Origin of the sequence: Glycocaulis albus (genome assembly GCF_014639075.1) — a bacterium.
In the GTDB taxonomy this organism is placed as follows: domain Bacteria; phylum Pseudomonadota; class Alphaproteobacteria; order Caulobacterales; family Maricaulaceae; genus Glycocaulis; species Glycocaulis albus.
Map to the genome: position 1 here is coordinate 131,838 of NZ_BMFS01000007.1, position 16,545 is coordinate 148,382.

General features: G+C 63.8%; 14 protein-coding genes. 3 read left to right on the forward strand and 11 right to left on the reverse strand.

The genetic code is table 11. The features are described from left to right. The first annotated feature begins 78 nt into the window (after positions 1–78). Both fumC and IEV75_RS09025 read left to right on the forward strand, forming a co-directional pair. Positions 79–1,470: a class II fumarate hydratase gene (fumC, locus tag IEV75_RS09020; RefSeq protein ID WP_188452236.1), complete on the forward strand. Its 1,392-nt coding sequence runs from the start codon at positions 79–81 to the stop codon at positions 1,468–1,470. Continuing rightward, positions 1,470–1,643, forward strand: a complete 174-nt coding sequence (locus tag IEV75_RS09025; protein WP_188452237.1) for a DUF4169 family protein — start codon at positions 1,470–1,472, stop codon at positions 1,641–1,643. The genes fumC and IEV75_RS09025 overlap by 1 nt, the downstream gene beginning before the upstream one ends. Before the next feature lie 141 nt (positions 1,644–1,784). On the opposite strand, the gene IEV75_RS09030 is transcribed toward IEV75_RS09025, so the two are convergent. The 3 genes from IEV75_RS09030 to IEV75_RS09040 all read right to left on the reverse strand — a co-directional run bounded on the left by IEV75_RS09030 (position 1,785) and on the right by IEV75_RS09040 (position 6,789). Continuing rightward, positions 1,785–3,440: a thiamine pyrophosphate-binding protein gene (locus IEV75_RS09030; protein WP_188452238.1), complete on the reverse strand. Its 1,656-nt coding sequence runs from the start codon at positions 3,438–3,440 to the stop codon at positions 1,785–1,787. A gap of 78 nt (positions 3,441–3,518) precedes the next feature. Beyond that, complete coding sequence (locus IEV75_RS09035; protein WP_188452239.1) at positions 3,519–4,703, reverse strand: serine hydrolase domain-containing protein; 1,185 nt, start codon at positions 4,701–4,703, stop codon at positions 3,519–3,521. A 61-nt stretch (positions 4,704–4,764) separates the two neighbouring features. Beyond that, on the reverse strand, positions 4,765–6,789 hold the full coding sequence (locus IEV75_RS09040) for a TonB-dependent receptor (RefSeq protein ID WP_188452240.1): 2,025 nt from the start codon (positions 6,787–6,789) through the stop codon (positions 4,765–4,767). Positions 6,790–6,850: 61 nt separating this feature from the next. On the opposite strand from IEV75_RS09040, the gene IEV75_RS09045 reads away from it, so the two are divergent. Then, positions 6,851–9,439 (forward strand): M14 family zinc carboxypeptidase, encoded by a 2,589-nt coding sequence (locus IEV75_RS09045; RefSeq protein ID WP_233351813.1) that lies wholly within the window; start codon positions 6,851–6,853, stop codon positions 9,437–9,439. Between the two features lie 26 nt (positions 9,440–9,465). Here the strand turns inward: IEV75_RS09045 and hisIE are convergent, their stop codons facing one another. From hisIE to IEV75_RS09085, 8 genes are all read right to left on the reverse strand, one after another. Then, a complete protein-coding gene (hisIE, locus tag IEV75_RS09050; RefSeq protein WP_188452241.1) occupies positions 9,466–10,095 on the reverse strand; it encodes a bifunctional phosphoribosyl-AMP cyclohydrolase/phosphoribosyl-ATP diphosphatase HisIE in 630 nt (209 codons plus the stop codon). Then, positions 10,092–10,859 (reverse strand): imidazole glycerol phosphate synthase subunit HisF, encoded by a 768-nt coding sequence (gene hisF / locus IEV75_RS09055; protein ID WP_188452242.1) that lies wholly within the window; start codon positions 10,857–10,859, stop codon positions 10,092–10,094. The genes hisIE and hisF overlap by 4 nt, the downstream gene beginning before the upstream one ends. Continuing rightward, a complete protein-coding gene (locus IEV75_RS09060) occupies positions 10,853–11,575 on the reverse strand; it encodes a 1-(5-phosphoribosyl)-5-[(5-phosphoribosylamino)methylideneamino]imidazole-4-carboxamide isomerase (protein ID WP_188452243.1) in 723 nt (240 codons plus the stop codon). Before IEV75_RS09060 ends, hisF begins: the two co-directional genes overlap by 7 nt. 3 nt (positions 11,576–11,578) lie before the next feature. Continuing rightward, the gene (hisH, locus tag IEV75_RS09065; protein ID WP_188452244.1) at positions 11,579–12,187 is read right to left on the reverse strand and encodes an imidazole glycerol phosphate synthase subunit HisH; all 609 of its coding nucleotides are present in this window, start codon (positions 12,185–12,187) and stop codon (positions 11,579–11,581) included. A gap of 244 nt (positions 12,188–12,431) precedes the next feature. Next, complete coding sequence (hisB, locus tag IEV75_RS09070) at positions 12,432–13,598, reverse strand: imidazoleglycerol-phosphate dehydratase HisB (RefSeq protein WP_233351814.1); 1,167 nt, start codon at positions 13,596–13,598, stop codon at positions 12,432–12,434. A 43-nt stretch (positions 13,599–13,641) separates the two neighbouring features. Further along, the gene (gene hisD / locus IEV75_RS09075) at positions 13,642–14,955 is read right to left on the reverse strand and encodes a histidinol dehydrogenase (protein ID WP_233351815.1); all 1,314 of its coding nucleotides are present in this window, start codon (positions 14,953–14,955) and stop codon (positions 13,642–13,644) included. Beyond that, a complete protein-coding gene (gene hisG / locus IEV75_RS09080; protein ID WP_188452245.1) occupies positions 14,955–15,839 on the reverse strand; it encodes an ATP phosphoribosyltransferase in 885 nt (294 codons plus the stop codon). Before hisG ends, hisD begins: the two co-directional genes overlap by 1 nt. Further along, positions 15,836–16,141 carry a YerC/YecD family TrpR-related protein gene (locus IEV75_RS09085; protein ID WP_188452246.1) on the reverse strand — a complete coding sequence of 102 codons (306 nt, stop codon included), beginning with the start codon at positions 16,139–16,141 and terminating at the stop codon, positions 15,836–15,838. Before IEV75_RS09085 ends, hisG begins: the two co-directional genes overlap by 4 nt. Positions 16,142–16,545 lie beyond the last annotated feature (404 nt).

Consider the following 16,545-nt stretch of genomic DNA (forward strand, 5'->3'; position numbering starts at 1 on the left):
TCGTCATATTCACCAGTGTCCGCGCGCTTTGGCCCTGTGGCAAGCCGGGCGGACAAATCAGACCCGCTGAGGAACACCATGTCTGCCATGCGCACCGAGACCGACTCCTTTGGCCCGCTTCAGGTTCCTGCCGACAAGTATTATGGCGCGCAGACGGCCCGCTCGCTGATCAATTTCAAGATTGGCGGACAGACCATGCCCGTCCCGCTGGTGCACGCGCTGGGCGTCGTCAAGCACTGCGCCGCCAAGGCCAATATGGCGCTGGGCAATATGGACGCGAAACTCGGCGATGCAATTGCCGCCGCCGCACTCGAGGTGGCAGAGGGCAAGCTCGATGATCACTTCCCGCTCGTGGTCTGGCAGACCGGTTCGGGCACGCAGTCCAACATGAATGCCAATGAGGTGATCTCCAACCGCGCCATCGAGATGCTGGGCGGCGAGATGGGATCAAAAGACCCGGTGCACCCGAACGACCATGTGAACCGTTCCCAGTCCTCCAACGACACCTTCCCGACGGCCACCCATATTGCCGCTGCGCGCGAGTTTCACGGCACGCTGGTGCCTGCCCTGAAGACGCTGCGCGACGCGCTGAAAGCCAAGTCTGAGGCCTTCAAGGACATCATCAAGATCGGCCGCACCCATCTGATGGACGCAACCCCGCTGACGCTGGGTCAGGAGTTTTCCGCCTATGTCGCCATGGTCGACAATGGCATTCGCCGCGTAGAAGCGGCCCTGCCCGCCCTTTATGAGCTCGCTCAGGGCGGCACGGCGGTCGGCACGGGCCTCAACGCCAAGCCCGGCTTTGATGTGAAGTTTGCCGAGGAGGTGGCAAACCTCACCGGCCTGCCCTTCATAACCGCGCCCAACAAGTTCGAGGCGCTCTCCACCAAGGACGCGCTGGTGGAGGCCCATGGCGCGCTCAATTCGCTGGCCGTGTCGCTTTTCAAGATCGCCAACGATATCCGCCTGCTGGGCTCCGGCCCGCGCTGCGGCATTGGCGAGCTCGCCCTGCCGGAAAACGAGCCGGGTTCGTCCATCATGCCGGGCAAGGTGAACCCAACACAGTGCGAGGCGATGACGATGGTCTGCACGCAGGTCATGGGCAATAACGCCGCCGTGACATTTGCCGGCAGCCAGGGCCATTTCCAGCTCAACGTGTTCAAGCCGGTGATGATCTACAACGTGCTGACCTCCACGCGCCTGCTGGCCGACGCGGCCATCAGCTTCACGGAAAATTGCGTGAACGGAATCGAGGCCAATGAGGCACGCATTGCCGACATCATGGAGCGCTCGCTCATGCTGGTAACGGCGCTGGCCCCGAAGATCGGCTATGACAATGCCACCACCGTCGCCAAGACCGCACACAAGAACGGCACCACGCTGCGCGAGGAAGCGATCAAGCTCGGCTTTGTCACCTCGGAGGAATTTGACGAGGTGGTGCGCCCCGAACAGATGATTGGCCCGCGCTAGTGGCCGAAATCGTCAATCTGCGTACCGCGCGCAAGCGCAAGGCGAAAGAGGCGGCAGACAGGCACGCTGCCGCCAATCGCGCCGCCTTTGGCCAGACGAAAGCTGAGACACAAAAGCGCAAGGCGGAAACGGACAAGGCCGCGCGTGAGCTGGACGGCAAGAAGCGGGAGTAGCTCGCAGCCGCCTTTTCCTCGTCATTCCCGCGCGGGCGGGAATCCAGACGATCATAAAGCTCTGTCAGTTGCGAAGTGGCTCTGGGTTCCCGCCTGCGCGGGAACGACGACAGTGGAGGCGGAAAGCGAGCTTACGCCGCCCTACGTCCCCCTCAGCCCCGAAATCGTCCGGCCCGGCGCGATCTCTTCCACGTCGCAGATCAGGTGCAGCAGCGCTGGCTTGCCGCAATTCTTCGCCTGCTCGAACGCGGCGGGAAAATCGTCAAACGACTCTACACGGATGCCTTCGCAGCCGAAGCTTCTGGCATAGGCGGCAAAGTCCGGATTTTTCAGCTCGGTTCCAGAGACCCGGCCGGGATATTCGCGCTCCTGGTGCATGCGGATCGTGCCATAGGCGCCATTGTCAGCGACGATGAAGACGACGTTGGCGCCATATTGCGCCGCGGTCGCCAGCTCCTGCCCGCACATCAGGAAACAGCCATCGCCATTCACTGACACGACAAGCGCATCCGGCTGGGCGATCTTGGCGGCAATGCCGGCCGGTACACCATAGCCCATCGCGCCGGAGGTCGGCCCCAGCTGCGTGCGGCAATGGCGGTGGCGGTAGAAGCGGTGCAGCCAGGCCGCGTAATTGCCAGCCCCGTTCGTGATGATGGCGTTCTCGGGCAGATTGTCCGACAACCAGCAGAACATTTTTGACAGGTTGAAGCCGCGCTTCACCTCCACCACCGACGAGAACGCCAGAAACTCCTCGTGCGCGGCGGCCGCCTCCCCCGCCCAGGCCGACGAATCCACCTTGATGTGGGCCAGCGCGTCCGCAGCGGCCGCCACCGTGGCGTTGATCGCCAGATCAGGCTGGTAGACACGGCCCAGCTCCTGCGCGCCGGGATGGATATGGACAAGCGTCTGCCCCTCCAGCACGGGCGGTTTCAGGATGGAGTAGCCTGAGGTCGTCATCTCGCCGAGACGCGGGCCGAAAACGATCAGAAGGTCTGCAGCCTTTACCCGCTCCACCAGCTTCGGATTGGGACCGACGCCGAGATCACCGGCATAGTTCGGGCCCATATTGTTGTAATGGTCTTTCGACCGGAAGGAGCAGGCCACCGGCAGATCGTTGTTTTCGGCAAAGCGGCGCGCCTTCTCAACCGTCTCGCCACTCCACTTCGTGCCGCCATAGACCACGAAGGGCCGCTTGGCTTTTACCAGCAGACTCTCCAGCTTCGCGATATCACCGGGCGCCGGGGCGGCGTGGGCGATTTCCACACGGCGGATGGCGGGCGCGTCGGCCACTTCTGTCAGCATGTCTTCGGGCAGGGCCAGCACCACCGGACCGGGCCGGCCATTCATGGCCGTGGCAAAGGCGCGTGCCATGTATTCGGGCACGCGGGCAGGATCACTGATCTCGGCGACCCATTTGCACTGGTCGCGGAAGAAATGGGTGTAGTCGATCTCCTGAAAGGCCTCGCGGTCTTTCATGTCACGCGCGACCTGCCCGATCAGCAGGATCATCGGCGTGGAATCCTGAAAGGCCGTGTGCACGCCCACGCTGGCCTGTGTCGCACCGGGACCGCGCGTGACCATGCAGATGCCGGGACGCCCGGTCAGCTTGCCATGGGCCTCGGCCATGTTGGCAGCACCCGCTTCCTGGCGGCAGGTGATGAAGCGGAAATCCTTGCCCTTTTCATAGATCGCATCCAGCAGCGCCAGATAGCTTTCCCCCGGCACGCCGAAAGCCAGATCGGCACCATTGGCAAGCAGGGCATCGGCAAGGTGCCGGGCACCAGTCTGACGGGGCATGGGGTTTCCTTTCAGAAAAATTTTTCGTGTCACTGCTAGCCATACTCCCCCGCCCCTGCAAGGGCGGGAAGGCACCGGCTAGGACTCGATGGCGGCGATCAGGCGCTCGAAGAATTCCGGCATGGCCGCGCCGTCTATCCAGCGGACGACCGCGACGAGATCATGATCCGGACTGATGAAGATCACATTGGTCCCGGCTCCCAGATGGAAATAGGCATTGGCCGGAATGGTTCCCGAATGAAAGCGGGTGCCGGGCGCATTGAGGAAAAAGTTCATATAGCCATAGCCGGGATTGTGTTCACCGGGTGTCAGTGCTGCGGCGTAGAATGCCTCGCTGAGCAGACGTTCGCCGTCCCAAACCCCGCGATTGAGATCCAGCAGGCCAAGGCGGGCCATGTCGAAGGCGTCAATGAACATGCCGCCGCCCCAATGCCCGCCGCCAGAAACCGACAGCAGGCGCTCACCGTCAATGTCAGCATAGCTGTTGTGATAGCCATGCCAGACCCAGCCGTCTGATGCGCCTACCGGATCCATGATCCGCTCGCGCAGCACATCGGGCAGTTCGCGGCGGAAAACATGGGTGGCGGCAAGCGCCAGCGCGTTCACACGCACATCGTTATATTGATACGCACTGCCGGGTTCAGGCGGCCCGGCCACCAGATCGTCAAAGGCGTTATCACCCGGCCGGTCGGCCCAGGCCGGCTTGCCCCAGAGCTCGCCCCACCAGCCACTGGTCTGACGCAGCATCTGGTCCCAGGTGACCGGGGCGTTGTGGTGGGTATGAAACCGCTCATCACTGACCTGTGACGACACCGGCATGTGAACATCGCCGATCAGTCCGTCATCAATAGCGATACCGACCACATGGGAGAGGAACGTCTTGGTGACGGAGAATGTCATGTCGACGCGTTCCGGCTCGCCCCACTCGGCCACAATACGCCCGCCACGGATAATGAGGCCGGAGGGTTCTCCGCGGTCGGCCAGTGGCCCCAGCGGATCGGAATAGGGTTCGGCGGCCCATTGCAGCGGCACCATGATGGTCAGTTCGCGCGCGCTGACCACATCGCCCAGCGGGGCCTCGTTGCGCGTTTCACTAGCGATCGCGAAATCGACCGCAGCCTGCAAGCCCTCAGCGTCAAACCCGGCCTCGGCGGGCGCCGCACGCTCCCAGCTTTCGGAGCCGGCGGGCGGGAAATAGTCCTGTGAGACCGCGGCGGCAGGCAGAGCCGTCACCAGTAGAGCCGTTATCAATGCGTGTCTCATGGCGTTTCCTTTCCCCTGACCGGCATAGCGCCAAAGGCTAGCGCATGCGGCCATCTGGCGGCTATCCCCCCAGCCGCACGCCGAGCGAAACCGTACGCGGTTCGCCGGGAAAATAGCGGTATCCGCCAAAGGCGAAATCCGCCCTTTCGGCATAGCGCGTGTTGGCGGCGTTGCGCAGCGAGGCGAAAAGCTCAACCCCGTCACGCACCTGCAGCGCGCCGCGCAAGTTCAGAAGATCATGCCCGGCATAGACCGCATCATTGGCCGCATCGGCAAAATACTCGCCCACATGCACCCATTCGGCTTCCAGGCGCAGCGCATCTGCGGGCCGCCAGCTGGCACGGACATTCCACAGCCATTCCGGCGCGGTATCGACACGGTTACCGCGCGCAATCGCCTCCGACGCCTGCCCCACCGGCCTGTCAAAATCATAGCGGTGGATGCCCCAGGTCAGCGCGCCGGAAATTGTCAGCGCGCCTGTTACCGGCCAGACGCCTTCCAGCTCCAGCCCTTCATGCGTGGTGCGTCCGTCCGTGACATTGATGCCATCAGCATCACGGAAGAAAACATTGCGCTTGACCATGGTGAAAGCGGTTGCCTCAAGGGTAAGCCCGTTCGGGCGCGACAGGCGCACCCCGGCTTCGAGACTGTCGAGCACTTCTGGCTCGATGCCGTCAATCTCCTGTCCGGGCTGCAACCGGTAGAGCTCGTCAGTCTGCGGGGCGCGCACGCCGCGCGCAGCGCGGGCAAACGCTCGCCAGCCATCGGCAAACCGCCATACCAGCCCGGCATGGGGCGCAAATGTCGTGAAGCTGTCAGACCGGTCCGGCAAGCGCAGAAAGCGGCCGATGGCTCCATTCGCGGTATTGTTCGTGTAGTCGAAGCGGGTGGTTTCCAGACGCGCCCCGCCTTCCAGCTCAAGCGTGTCTGTAAGCGCGTGACGGCCATGCGCGAACACAGCGCCGGTGAGTGCGTCCACCTCGTAATCGTAATGAATGCCTTGCGGAAACGCGCCGAAGCCGGGGAGCGTCTGATCCTCGATCAGATAGCCGCGCGTCCATTCACCATCCGCGCCGACAGTCAGGCTGCCATGCGAGGTAGTGCGCGTGACGGCAGACTGAACGCCAACGCTGTCATGCCCGGTAAATTCCAGGGCACGCGAGGGCAGGAAGTGGAGGCGGAATTCCATGTCGTTGCTGCGCCCATACGCCGCGCCGGAAAAGCTCCACCGCTCCGAGATCCGGTGATCGGCGTGAACGCTCACCCGGAAAGCGCGCGCATCGCGAAAGGCTTCCGGATTTGAATTGCGGCGCGAGAGCACTTCATCGCGATAGGCCTCAAATCCGTTCACGAAGGTCGCCGTCTCCTGCTCCAGATGGATCGCGCTGGCGCGCAGGCTCCAGCGGGTCGCGCCCTGTCCCCAGTCCAGACGCGTCTGAATGCCCGCACGGAAGAGCGAGGCATCATCGCGCCAGCCATCCTCTGAACGCACGGAAAGGCCGATATAGCCGTCGCCGAGGCGTGTCTGGCCGCTGACTTCTGCCGTCAGGCGTGCGCGGCCATAGCTGCCGAGCTCCAGCTCGGCACGCCGGGCCGCGATGGAGGGGTCCGGCGTGATGACATTGACCAGTCCATGCAGGGCGTTGGAGCCGTATACCGCGCCGCCCGGCCCGCGAATGATCTCAACGCGTGAGGCCAGTTCGTCGACTGCCTCGAACAGGCCATTGATATTGGCAAAGGCCGGTGCGCGAAGGGAAATCCCGTCTTCCAGATACAGGAATGATCCCGCGCCGGCGCCGGCGCTCAGGACAGGGGAGCGGATGGCAGTCAGATGCTCTGCGCCATTACCGCGATGGACGTACACACCGGGCGCCCGGTTCAGCAGCTCGGCAATGTGCTGGGCGCCTACGGTGCGGATGGTTCCGGAATCCAGCACGGCTACCGGAACAGCCGACCTGTCACGCGCCTGTGCCGTGCGTGTGGCGCTGACCACGATCACCTCGTCGGGCGTGCCGGGGGCAGGCTGCGCAGTCGCCATGGCCGGCCACGCCGCCAGCACCGCCGGAGCAGCCAGACAGGCGCGCATCGCGCTTGACGCAAGGCCTTGCCAGCCTAGGGTTACGCCGTTTCTTGCGGGGGTTGATACCATGATGTTTTGCCGGTTGGTGCTGACGGGTGTACTGGCGGGTTGTGTAGGGCTTTCGGTGGCCGAGGCCTATGAGCCCAAGCCGTTAACTGAGCTGATCGGCCAGAATGTCGAGTATGATCCTGCGATTCCCCTGCCCGAAGACGTGACCGGGTTTGCCACCGGCGAGATCATCTACACACCCGACATGATCGCGTCGTACATGCAGGCGGTGGCCGCGGCCTCCGACCGGGTAACGGTAGACAGCGTGGGCCGTTCCCATTTTGGCCGCAGAATCATGCGCGTAACGGTCACCTCGCCGGAGAACCATGCCCGGCTGGAGGATATCCGCGAAGCGCAGCAGGCCATTTCTGCTGCCGGCAATACGAGCACCATCGCGGCAGACCACCCGGTCGTGATCCAGTTCACCCACGGCGTGCATGGCTCCGAGCCGTCCAGCTATGACGCGATCATGCCGCTTCTGTATTTCCTCGCCGCAGGTCAGGGCGCAGAAGTAATTGATATGCTTGACCGTTCGGTCATTCATCTGATCGGCCCGATCAACCCGGACGGTACCGAGCGCTTTGCCAGCTGGACCAACATGCACCGGGCGCGCGTGCCGGTAGCCGACCCGCAGCACCGCGAGCACTATCATGAATGGCCCTGGGGGCGGACCAACCATTACTGGTTTGACCTGAACCGCCAATGGCTGCCCGTCACCCAGCCCGAGGCTGTGGCGCTGGTGCAGGCGACGCGTGAATGGATGCCCAATATAGCCGCCGACTTTCACGAGATGGGTACCAATTCCACCTATTTCTTTTCTCCGGGGCCGCCCGATGGCCTGCACCCTCTACTGTCGACGGACGGGCTTGCTCTCAACCAGCGCATGAACAGTTTTCTGAACGAGCAGCTGGATGGAGAAGGCGCGCTCTATGTCAGCGAGGAGCTGTTTGACGATTTCTATCTCGGTTACGGCTCCAGCTATCCCGGACTGGTCGGCTCGATCCCCTATCTGTTCGAGCAGAGCTCGGTACGCGGCCTTGTCCAGGAAACCGAATTTGGAACATTGCGTTACGACGACAAGATCGGTCAGCAGGCGCGTGTGGGCCTTGCCCTGATCCGGGCCGGGCTAGCCAATCGCGAGCAGCTTCTGTCCTTCCAGCGCGACTTCTACCGGGAGGGTGTGCGGCTGGCGAATGCGGCGCCTAACCTGGCCTATGTTTTCAGCTCAGCCGATAGCGGAAGGCTCAATGATTTCCTCGAGATGCTGGATGTTCATGGCATCGAGGTTTATCGCCTGAGCCAGCGTACCCGTCTGAACAGTACAGATTTCGACCCTGCAAACAGCTATGTAGTCCCCGTGCGTCAGCGCGAGTTCCGCGTGGTCGAGGCCCTGTTTGAAACCCGAATCGTAGAGGGCATGACGGAGTTCTACGATGTCTCCGGATGGACGCAGCCTCTGGCCTATGGCCTTGATTTTGCTGCCGTACGGCCCGGACTCTTTGCGCCGAACCTGACCGGTGAGCGGGTGACGGCAGTTGAGCGGGCCGTGCCGGCCCCTGCCCGCACCGATTACGCCTATCTCATTGACTGGAATAACTTTTATGCGCCGCGCGCGCTCTACCGCTTCCTGGAAGCCGGGGTGCGCGCCCGCATGGTGCCCGATGCCATCAGCGTAACCACGGCGGATGGCGAGGTGTCTGTCCCGCGCGGTTCGGTCGTCATTCCGGTGCGCCAGCAGGACGTGGATGCCGACACGGTCCACGCTCTTGTCCAGAGGGCAGCTGGAGACGGCGTGCGCGTGATCGCAGCAACCAGCGGCGCCACGCGGCGAGGCTCGGACCTTGGCGGATTTGGGCTGAGCCATGTACGCCGTCCGGAGATATTGCTGCTTACCGGCCGCGGGCAGGATATGGGCGCAGCCGGCGAGATCTGGCATCTGTTCGATCATGCGCTGAACATGCCCGTTTCCATGATTGATATCAGCGAGTTCGCCCGCGCCGACCTGTCGCGTTACACGCACATCATTCTGCCCAATGGCAGCTATGGCGGGCTCGGGGAATCCGACGCCACGCGGCTGGGCGAATGGACGCGCGCAGGCGGTGTGCTGATCGGTATCCAGGGCGGCGCCAGCTTCGCTATCCGCAACGAGCTCACCAGCGCTAGCTATGCATCCACGGGCGGGGAGAGCGCGGAGACCAATCCGCTGGCCTATGCCACCCTGTCACGCTGGGATACCGAGGAGCGTATTTCCGGCGCTATCTTCGGCACGGATGTGGATCTGTCCCATCCGCTTCTCTACGGGCTGACCTCGAACCGTCTGCCGGTGCAGCGCGAGAGCACGCAGGCCTTTGCCCTGGGCGACAACCCCTTTGCGATTCCAGTGCGTTATGCGGAAAGCGGCCTGCTGTCGGGCTATGCGTCGCAGACAAATATCGAGGTGTTACAAGGACTTGGCGCAGTTTACGCGGAGCGGCGCGGACGCGGCTCGGTGATCCTGTTTGCCGACAATCCCTATTACCGGGCCTATTTCCGCGGCTCTGCACGGGTGCTGACAAATGCGGTCTTCTTCGGGGATACATTCCGCAACCCGTACCGCACGGCGCAATAGCCGGGGTGCGGCAAGTCCAGGCGCCATCACGGTTTCTCGTGGCGGCGCTTGAGTTCCTGCGCCACATCGCCGAGGGATAGTCCGCGCGCTTTCAGGAGGACAATGAGGTGGAAAATCAGATCCGCCGCCTCGCCGGTGAGGGCGGAGTTATCCTCCGAAACGCCCGCCAGCGCCGTCTCGACGCCCTCTTCGCCCACTTTTTGCGCTATCTTGTTGATTCCCCTGGCCAATAGCCGGGCAGTGTAGCTTTCCTCCGGTGAACTCTCCCCCCTTTTGTCCACGATGGCGGACAGCTCGCCGATGAAAGCCAGCGCCGGGCCGGGATAGTCTCCGAAACAGGAGCGCGTGCCCAGATGACAGGTCGGACCTTCCGGCAGGGCCTGCACCAGCAGCGCGTCACGGTCGCAGTCCGCCGCGATCGAGACAAGGCGCAGCACATCGCCGGAGGTTTCGCCTTTGGTCCAGAGCCGGTTTTTTGAACGGCTCCAGAAGGTTACGAGCTTTTTCTCCTGCGTCGCCTCCAGCGCCTCAGCATTCATATAGCCCAGCATCAGCACCTCGCCGGTGCGCTCATGCTGGACGATGGCAGGCACCAGCCCGCCCGCTTTTTCAAAGTCGATGGCGTCCGCGGAAAGCGGGGAGAGATCATCGTTCACGGGCGCACCTCGATACCGGATTGTGCGAGATAGTTTTTCAGATCGGGGATGGCAATAACGCCCTTGTGGAAGACGCTGGCAGCTAACGCCCCGTCAACATTGGCCTTTTTGAACACATCGGCGAAATGTTCCATGGCGCCCGCCCCGCCCGACGCGATAAGGGGCACCGGGCACACCTCTCTGGCGGCCATTAGCTGTTCAATATCATAGCCTTGGCGCACGCCGTCCTGATCCATGCAGTTGAGCACGATCTCGCCTGCGCCGCGCTCTGTCACCTCTTTTATCCATGACAGCGTATCACGCTCGCTGGTCAGCGTCCGGTCCGGGTCGCCCGTATATTGGTGCAGGCGCCATATCCCCCCAATTTTGCGGCTATCCATGCCGACAACCACACACTGGGAGCCAAATTCGTCGGCCAGCGCGTTGATCAGACTAGGGTTTTCCAGCGCAGGCGTGTTGATGGATATCTTGTCGGCTCCCGCATGCAGGCGCGCACGGGCGGCGGCTACCGAGCGTATGCCCCCGGCAACGCAAAAAGGAATGTCGATCACCTGCGCGACGCGGCCCACCCAGGCGGGCTCCACCTCGCGCCCTTCAGGGCTGGCGGAGATGTCATAGAAGACGAGCTCGTCGGCACCCTGCCCGGCGTAAAGCCTTGCCAGCTCTACGATATCGCCGACGATTTCGTGGTCTTTAAAGCGCACGCCCTTGACCACCTTGCCGTCGCGCACATCGAGGCAGGGAATGATGCGCCGTGCTAACATGCCAGCGCCTCTTCCAAGGTGAAGCGGCCCTCAAAGAGCGCCCGGCCGATAATCACTCCGCCCATTTTCAGGGCTTTCGCCTGCCGGATATCCTCAAGGCTTGCCACCCCGCCGGAGGCCTGCCAGGCAATCTCGGGCCGGGCGGTGACAAGGTTTTGATAGAGCGCGATGTTTATACCCTCCAGCATGCCGTCACGGCCTGTGTCGGTGGCCAGGGCATGGCGCAGCCCGTGGCGCTGATAGGCCTGAAGAAGTTCCCCCAATGTTATCCCCGCTTCCTCGGTCCAGCCCTTGACGACCGGCACCGGGATATCCCCCTTCATGCGCACATCAAAAGCGGCGGCAATGGCCTCAGCCCCATAGCGGACAAGCCAGCCCGAAACTTTTCCCGGATCAGTGACGGCCAGCGAGCCGATCACCACGCGCGATGCGCCGGAAGCCAAAAGCGATTCAATGTCTTGCCCCGTGCGGACCCCGCCGCCGGTCTGCACCTTGATGCCGGTCGCGGCGACGCTTTCGACGAGGGATAGCTGGCGCCTCCTGCCGTCGCGCGCGCCGGAGAGATCAACCAGATGCAGCCATTCTGCCCCCGCTTCGAGATAGCTGCGAGCCACGGCGGCAGGGTCACCGCCATAGTCGGTGACGGCGGCGAAATCCCCCTTTGCCAGGCGTACTACCCGCCCCTCGAGGACATCTATGGCTGGATAAAGTTTCACGTCTTATCCCTTGATAAAATTGGACAATATGCGCGCACCAACAGCGCCGGAGCGTTCAGGATGGAACTGGCAGCCGGCAATATGTCCATGGCGCACCATCGCGCTTATCCGCGCCCCGTAGCTGGTCGTGGCGAGGGTCGATGCGCCTTCGGGCACGTAGAAGCCGTGGACAAAATAGACATGGTCCCCCTCCTCTATCCCGGTGAGAAGCGGGTCTGAACCGGGCGAAAAAGAGAGGGTATTCCAGCCCATATGCGGCCAGGGCCCCGCATCGGACGGGGCCAGGCGCTCCACCCGGCCAGGGATAAGCCCCAGCAGGGAAACGGGATTGCCTGTGCCGCTATCCTCATCACTTTCTCCGAACAGAAGCTGCATACCCAGGCACACGCCCAGCAGCGGACGCGTGTCATTGCGCAGCGCATCGGCCCAGCCGGAGCGCTCCAGCGCACGCATTGCGGGGCCAGCCGCGCCGACACCTGGCAGGATAAGTTTCTTCGCGCCTGCCGCCTCTCCCGGTGTCGCGGCGAGGACAGGCTCCACGCCCAGCCGGTTCAAGGCGTAGCGCACCGAGGCGATATTCGCGGTGGAGGTATCGATGAGGGCGAGGGTCATTGCATTATTCCACCCGCCCCACCCTCGTCATTCCGGGCGAGCCCGGCCTTGATCCGGGGGAGACCCGGAACCCAGTCTTTACAAAAAGATAGCTGGGTTCCGGATAACGCCTGACGGCGTTTCCGGAATGACGAGGTTTGAAAGTCTTTCCTTTGCGTTTTCCCGGCGAACGCCGGGATCCAGCCAAAAATCTGGGCACCGGCTTGCGCCGGTGAAACGCGGGATAGAAAAGCGGTGCCACCCATCACAATACCCCCTTGGTGGAGGGGATAGCGGCGCCTTCAACCGCGATGGCCTGGCGCAGCGCGCGGCCAAACGCCTTGTAGCAGGCCTCGATCATGTGGTGGGGATTATCCCCGCTCACCTCGACATGGATGGCCGCTTTCAAGGTTTCGGAAATCGAGCGGAAAGCGTGCGCGCACATATCCACCGGGTAATCCCCCACCCGCTCGCCGGGGATTTCGCCGTCAAAGCGCAGGAAGGGCCGCCCCGAAAGGTCGATCCAGACACCGGCGCGCGTCTCGTCCATAGGCAGGGCAAAGCCGAAGCGGGCAATGCCGGCCTTGTCGCCGAGCGCGACGCGGATCGCTTCGCCGAGCGCCAGGCACACATCCTCGATCGTGTGGTGGGTGTCGACCTCGATATCGCCCTCGCACACCACATCGAGGCGGAAGCCGCCATGGCGCGAGACCTGTTCGAGCATGTGATCGAAGAAGTGGACGCCGGTTTCAAAACGCCCGCCCTCACCATCGAGATCGATGAAAAGCGCGATGTCGGTTTCCTTCGTCGTGCGGCGGATGGAGGCGGTGCGCGGGGCCTTGAGACCGCCCAGGTACGCCGCCACGGCCTTCGCATCGGCGAGCGACAGTACCCAGGCGGTGAAGCCGCCTTGCGTCTCTTCCAGCTTCAGCCCCAGAGCGGCGAGGCGTGCGGCAAGCGCGCCCCGGTCAAGGCCGGACAGGGTGAGCCTATCCCCCTCTCTATCCACCTTCGCGCCGGTCAATTCACCCATTCGCGCAGCACAGGCGTACATTAGCGAAACATGTTGATCCCATTCAGCTTTCGCCGATGCAATCGCGGCCGGCGAGAGGCGGGACAGCATTTCAGGGCCGAAAACGGGGTATGGCAGGCCCGATTCCGGGGTGAGTCTCGCCGCCAGCGCCGGAACGCGCGCATCTATCACCACATAATCGCTGATCTCGCGGCCCAGCCGGTAGAGCGTAACGCCTTCTTTCGACGGGCTTTCCAGCGCCGCGAGGCCCTCTGCCAGACGGCTGGTATCGACGGATATATCCATTGCTGTGAGCGCTTGCTGCGCCGCAGCGGCGTTCGGAGCGAGGACGAGCGCGGCAGGGTCGCAGCCCAGAATATCCCCCAGCCGGGCGAGGAGGGTTTTGCGGGATAGATCCAATCTTGTCCCCGGGCCCTTCGACAGGTCCATAATGGCGCTCATGTCACAGCCCTTCCTCTTCCGCCTTGATCCGCCTCGCGGCCATGGCGAGCCGGTGCGCATCGAGCCCTTCGAGGGCCGCGAGCCGCTCGACAGTAGGCGCGATGGCGGCCGCACCGTGGCCATCGAAACGCAAAATGCTGGTCGTCTTCTGGAACATCTCGACGCTGACCCCGCCATAGGCTCTGGCCGCCCCGGCGGTCGGCAGGGCGTGGTTCGGCCCGGCGGCGTAGTCGCCAGCGGCCTCCGGCGTCCATGGACCGATGAATATGGACCCGGCGTGGCGGATCTCACCGCAGATCGCTTCCGGATCGGCTGTCTGGATGATGAGGTGCTCGCCCGCATAGGCATTCGCCGCCGCCACCGCTTCCGCTTCATCCCTTACGAGGAATGCCTTGGACGCGGAAAGCGCCGAGAGCGCAATGTCACGCCGCGGAAGACCATCAAGGCGGGCTTTGAGAGCGCGTTCCACCAGGCCGATGAACCGCTCGGAAAACGCGATGAGGACGACCTGCGCCAGCCTGTCATGTTCAGCCTGGGCGAGAAGATCAAGGGCGACAAAATCGGGATCGGCGGAATCGTCCGCGATGATGATGACCTCGGACGGTCCGGCGGGAAGGTCGGCCGCCGCGCCGCCCGGCGTCTGGGCAAGCAGCGCCTTGGCCGCCGCGACATAGGCATTGCCGGGACCGAAAATACGGTCGGCGCGGGGCAGGCGCGCAACGCCAAACCCGAGCGCGGCCACGCCGTGCGCCCCGCCAAGCGCATACACCTCATCAAGGCCAAGCAGGCCCGCCGCGCCCAGAATGGTGCGGTCGGGGCCAGCGCCTTTCATGGGCGGGGTGAGGACAGCGATGCGCCCGACGCCAGCGATTTGCGCCGGGATGGCCAGCATGACCAGCGTTGAGACCAGAGGCGCGGTGCCCGCAGGCACGTAGAGCCCCGCCACGTCCAGCGGCGTGACGCGGCGCTGCGCCACCCCGCCGGACCATGTTTCAAGGCTATAGGATTTATATCCTTGGCAGTCGTGATAGCGGCGCACGGCGTCAGCGGCGGTGAGGATGGCTTTTGCGTCCTCCGGGTCCAGCGCGTCCGCCGCGGCCTTCAATTCGCTCACCGGCACGCGGAAATCGGCCGGCGCATAACGATCGAGCTCCTGCGCATAGCGGCGCACGGCGGTTTCGCCCTCGGCGCGCACTTCGGCCAAAATCTTTGCGGCCACTTCAAACGCATCCGAGCTGTCGCTGGGCCGGGCCATCAGGGCCGCGCGTTCATCGGCAGACAGCTCCGCCCACACATATCGGGTCAGCAAAGCCATCACGCCATCATCTTTTCGATCGGCAGGACGAGGATGGAGCGCCCGCCTGCGGCCTTGATCTGTTCGAGCGTCGACCAGAACACCTCCTCGGTGCAGACCGCATGGATGGCGACCACATCATCGCGGCCGACCACGGGCGCGACGGTTGGCGCATCGGCGCCGGGCAGCACGGCGCGGATCTCGTCCAGCCGGTCCTTCGGGGCGTTCAGGAGGATGTATTTGGTCTGGCGCGAGGCGATGACGCCCTTGAAGCGCTCCACCAGCAATTCCAGCGTCGCGCCCCCGCCATTGAGCGCTTCGCGGTTGGCGATCAGCACGGCCTCGCTTTCCAGCACCGTCTCGAAGGCGGCGAGGCCATTGGCCTCCAGCGTCGCACCGGTGGAAACCAGGTCACAGATCGCATCAGCAATCTTCATGCGCGGCGCGACCTCGACCGAGCCGCCCATCTCCACGATCTCGGCTGTGATGCCGCGCTCTGCCAGGAATTTCGCCGTCAGCGCGGGATAGGAAGTGGCGATGGCGCGGCCCTCAAGGTCCGCCACCGACTGCACCGGACCCTCCAGAGGCGCGGCGAGTTTGAGCGTGCATTTGGCAAAGCCCAGCCGCTGGACGATCTCCAGGCCCGCCACGCGGGGTGAACGGGCAGCGGCCTCGGCCAGCACGTTCTCGCCGACAATGCCGCACCCGCACGAGCCCGATGCGACGAAGCTGGGAATATCATCATCGCGGATCAGCATCAGGTCGAGCGGCACATTCTCCGCCCGGCGCATGAGCGCGTCGCGCGCATAGGCGAGTTTCACGCCCGACTGTTTGAGCAGGTCAAACCCGCCCTCGGCGAGCCGGCCGCTTTTCTGTACGGCAAGGGTGAGGCGTCCGGCGTTCATCGGGTCTTTTCCTTCATGCGGTCGAGGATCAGGCGGTAGCCCTGGTGGGGCTCCTGCGCGAGGAAGCGCGCGACGCGGGTGACGGTGGTGGTGGAAACGCCGGTCTCGGCACTGATCTCGCGATAGGACTTGCCGGCTTCAAGCAATTGCGCCACCCGCCAGCGCTCGGCCAGCGCGTCACGCTCACCCGGCGTGGTGAGGTCTGTCAGGAAGCGCGCCATCTCGCCTGCATCCTTCGCGGCCAGCAGCGCCTCGCACAGCGCGTTGAAGTCCCGCGTCCTTGTTTCCCTGTCGAGGCGCATGACCGCCCTCCCTTGTTTTATCCTGCGCCACACCACCCGGACGGGCCGGGGCGCGGGGCATGGCATCCATATAACGTGTTATCGCGATAACACAATGGGGTGTGCGCAGCGGGGAGGGAAAGGAGCGGTCGGGGCGTGGGGTGGGGATCGGAAGCGCGGGGCGGAACTTGGGGAGACCGTCCGGTACTCCGGGGCGAAGTCCACACCCTGGCCGAGCTACCTCTCTGCCCTGCCCCCCTGGGCGCGCATCGGTTCAGAGATCAGGGATGGCTCACGACGCTTCGCGTCACCCATCTCGTCGTGTTAGCGCGATAATACAATAGGTCGAAAGCAGTGGGCGGGAGACGAGAGGGGGAGGTGGAAGGCGTGGGGGTGTCGGGGCGCGGGCCCGGGGTGTGGGGGTG